General features: G+C 46.0%; 5 protein-coding genes. 1 reads left to right on the forward strand and 4 read right to left on the reverse strand.

From position 1 onward, the window contains the following. Positions 1-2: 2 nt before the first annotated feature. The 3 genes from nusG to rpmG all read right to left on the reverse strand — a co-directional run bounded on the left by nusG (position 3) and on the right by rpmG (position 1,065). Positions 3-539, reverse strand: coding sequence for a transcription termination/antitermination protein NusG (gene nusG, locus SPADD19_RS09000; RefSeq protein ID WP_003002077.1), 537 nt, complete (start codon positions 537-539; stop codon positions 3-5). Between the two features lie 187 nt (positions 540-726). Further along, positions 727-903, reverse strand: a complete 177-nt coding sequence (gene secE / locus SPADD19_RS09005; RefSeq protein WP_003002261.1) for a preprotein translocase subunit SecE — start codon at positions 901-903, stop codon at positions 727-729. Positions 904-912: 9 nt separating this feature from the next. Beyond that, the gene (gene rpmG / locus SPADD19_RS11805) at positions 913-1,065 is read right to left on the reverse strand and encodes a 50S ribosomal protein L33 (RefSeq protein ID WP_003009043.1); all 153 of its coding nucleotides are present in this window, start codon (positions 1,063-1,065) and stop codon (positions 913-915) included. 144 nt (positions 1,066-1,209) lie between these two features. Between rpmG and ypfJ the strand changes: the two genes are divergently transcribed. Next, positions 1,210-2,121, forward strand: coding sequence for a KPN_02809 family neutral zinc metallopeptidase (gene ypfJ / locus SPADD19_RS09010; RefSeq protein WP_049492562.1), 912 nt, complete (start codon positions 1,210-1,212; stop codon positions 2,119-2,121). Positions 2,122-2,162: 41 nt separating this feature from the next. On the opposite strand, the gene SPADD19_RS09015 is transcribed toward ypfJ, so the two are convergent. Next, the coding region (locus SPADD19_RS09015; RefSeq protein WP_241496565.1) for a transglycosylase domain-containing protein at positions 2,163-3,894 on the reverse strand (1,732 nt) is incomplete at its 5' end.

Below are 3,894 nucleotides of genomic sequence, written 5' to 3' on the forward strand. Positions count from 1 at the left end.
TCTTACAATTCTGCAATTTGGTTCAAATTCACTTCTGCAACTGTATCGTTACCGAACATAGAAATGACCATTTTCACCTTGTTGTTATCAATTTCAGTGATCTTACCAGTATAGTCTGTGAAGGCACCGTCGATGATGCGAACTGTGTCGCCCACCTTGACATCCAAATCAAACTCTTGAACAGTTTGACCCATAGAGAGCAAGATGCTGCGGATTTCTTCTTCCAACAATGGAGTTGGTTTTGAACGGTTCCCGTGTGATCCGACGAAACCAGTAACGTTCGGTGTATTCCGAACGACAAACCAAGCTTCATCTGTCATGACCATTTCTACCAAGACATAACCTGGGAAGCGGTTTTCTTCGATTTCTTTTGTTTTACCGTTTTTCTCAACTTGTACGGTTTGAGTTGGAATCTCTACACGCAAGATGTTTTCTAACATATTGTAAGTTTGCGCACGTTGCAAAAGATTCTCTTTTACTTTGTTTTCATATCCTGAGTAGGTTTGTAGTACAAACCAGCCTTTATCAAAACTGTCCATTTGGGTATCCTTTCTTTCTGTTTAGCCTGCTCGAGCTTTTGTGAACATACTAAAAAAAGCCTCTTGGCTTTCCTTTTCCTAGCTTCATTATACCACATTTTGCAGGAATGCAAAGAGGTTTGCTGATTTATTTTTTAGAAAAGACCAGAAAAAGCAGGACCCTTGGGATCCCGCCTGGCTTCTTTTCTTAAAAGAAATTGATCATGTGCAATAGGCCACGTGCAATGACTTTGTCGAACAAATAAATCAATGCAACAAAGAAAGCGGTGTACTCAATCACTGAGATAAAGTTTTTCCATCTTTCCTTGCGATTTGGCCAAGTTGTATCTTTTAGTAAGACGAAAATATCTTTAATGAATTTCACAACTCTCTCCTATCGTGTTTCTTTATGGATGGTATACTTGCTGCAATGTTTGCAGAATTTATTGACTTCTAGACGTGTTGGTTTTGGCGTCCCACTCAACTTAATGGAGTAATTGCGTGACCCACAAACCGTACACGCTAGACTTGCTTTTTTTAATGCCATAACGCCTCCGTTCACCCCATTATAGCAAGTTTTCCACGTTTTGACAAGAACAGAAAATCTCCTGTCAAGAAAAAAGCAAATCTAAAGCGTTATCACTCTGGTTTTTTCCTCATTTTTGGTAAAATAAAACAAAAGGAGACGAATATGAAAAGTGATAACCTAAAAGAAAGTAGAAATATCGAAGACCGTCGAGGGCAAAGCTACTCCCAATCTTCAGGAAACAGTAACCTTGGCGGGGGCATTTTACAGATCTTACTATCGCCCGGAAGCTTCAAGAGTAAGATCGTCCTCATCCTTCTTCTGGTTCTTCTAGGAGGTGGTGGCGCTAGTCTTGGTGGACTCTTTGGAAACGAGACTTCTCATTCTTACCAGTCTAGCCAGATCACGCGCACCAACAAGACCCATGTCGACGATGCAGATGCTGAGTTCGTCAGCAAGGTCCTTGCCACAACAGAAGATCATTGGCACAAGGTCTTTCAAGCCGAAGGACGGACCTACCAGGAGCCCAAACTAGTCTTCTATACCGGACGGACAAAGACAGGCTGTGGAGTTGGGCAAGCATCGGCTGGCCCCTTCTACTGTCCAACCGATAAGAAAATTTATTTGGATATGAGTTTCTACAAGGAATTGACCACCAAATACAAGGCTAGCGGCGACTTTGCCATGGCCTACGTCATCGCCCACGAAGTCGGCCATCACGTACAAAATGAGCTGGGAATCCTTGGCAAATACCACCGTATGCAGCAAGGACTTTCTGAAAAGGAACGAAATGCCATCAGCGTCCGCATCGAGCTGCAAGCAGATTATCTAGCAGGTGTCTGGGCCCGCTCCATTCAAGACCGAAACCTTTTGGATATCGGTGATATCGAAGAAGCTATGAATGCGGCCCATGCAGTCGGTGACGACACTCTCCAGGAGCAAGCTTACGGCTACTCCGTGCCAGATAGCTTTACCCACGGGACTTCGGAGCAACGCATGCGCTGGTTCAAACGGGGCTACCAGTACGGAGATCTCCAACACGGCGATACCTTTAGCTTGTCAGATAGTGAACTCTAATTAAAAACGATTCAGAAGAATTTCTGAATCGTTTTTTTTGATTAGAAACCAAGCCAACCTTTGAAAGTATCCCAAGCATTTTTCGCTTTTCCTGGAATATCGGCCTCGTCGATTGCTTTTTTCGCATCATCGACCATATTCGACGCCTTTTCTTTGACATCCTCAAAGAAACCTTTGTCTTCTTTGCTGTCTGTTTCTGTAGTTTCTTCTCCGACTGGCGCAATGCCATTTTCAGCATAAGAGTTCTTCACCGAATCAAACTGGGTACCGTCTGTATAAGGCAGGACACTGTTGGCAACATTCCGGAAGATCTCTGACGCCGTTCCGGCACTACTATCGGTCAGGTAATGACCTTCATCGGTCGTTGGGAAACCAAGCCATTGACTGATGACCACATCTGGCGTGTATCCGATCACCCATTGGTCTCCAGAGAGGTCCTTGTTAAAGCTGGTCTCTGTCGTACCGGTTTTCCCTGCCATGGTATAGCCATAAGGCGCAGCGTTGACCCCTGTACCATTACTGAAGGTTCCCAGCATCATATTGGTCATCTTATCCGTTGTGGATCCACTAAGCACCCGGGTTGATTTCTGACTGTGGCTCTTGACCACTTGGCCACTGGCATTTTCGATCTTGGTAATGAGGTGGGCATCATTCATGACCCCGCCATTGGCAAAGGTTCCATAGGCTTGGGCCATCTGCATCGGATTGGTTGTCACACCAGCTCCCAAGGCAACAGCAAGCGACTTGTCCACCTTGTCCATGTTGAGACCGAATTTTTTTCCGTACTCAAAGACCGTATTGAGGCCCAATTCATTAGCGGTCGCTACTGCTGGAAGGTTGAGAGATTCTGCCAAGGCCTGGTACATCGGTACCGTTGGGCTCGACTGGATTCCTGCATAGTTATTGACTTCATAACTTCCGTATTGGGTGGTACTATTATCCAGTTCCTTATTGGTCGACCAACCTTCTGCAACAGCTGGGCTATAGACCACTAAAGGTTTGATGGTCGATCCCGGACTACGAGCAGCTTGGGTGGCATAGTTGTAGGTCCGAAATCCTGGATTTTCATCGCTACCGACACGCCCTACGAGAGCCCGAACCCCTCCGGTCTTAGGATCGAGGGCGACACTACCAGATTCCGCGCGCGTGCCGTCTTCTGCTACTGGGAAGAGGGCTGTATTGTCATAGATCACCTGCATGCTTGCTTGGTAATTTTGATCCAGCTCGGTGTAGATCCGGTAGCCATTTTTGACAATGTCTTCTTCGGTCAGACCATATTCATTGACCGCTTCATTGATGACCGCATCAAAATAGGATGGGTAGCGATAGTCCTCTGACTTGCCTTCATAGGCATCGACCAGCTGACCATGGATATCCACAGCCGCTGACTGATCAGCTGTTTTCTGGTCAATATAACCAGCTGCCACCATATTTTGGAGGACCGTATTGCGGCGATTGGTCGCATTCTCTACTGAATAGAGCGGGTTATAGATCTCAGGTCCCTTGAGCATACCTGCGAGAACAGCAGACTGATCCAGGCTTAATTGACTGGCTGAAACCCCAAAATACTTCTTGGAAGCATCCTCAATCCCCCAAACCCCATTTCCAAAATAGGCATTGTTGAGGTACATGGTGAGGATTTCTTTTTTACTGTATTTCTTATTGATTTCAAGCGCCAGGAAGAATTCCTTGGCCTTACGCTCCACCGTCTGGTCCTGAGACAGGTAAGCATTCTTGGCTAGCTGCTGGGTGATGGTCGACCCACCACCTGAG

Source organism: Streptococcus parasanguinis (assembly GCF_001578955.1).
Taxonomy (GTDB): Bacteria; Bacillota; Bacilli; order Lactobacillales; family Streptococcaceae; genus Streptococcus; species Streptococcus parasanguinis_U.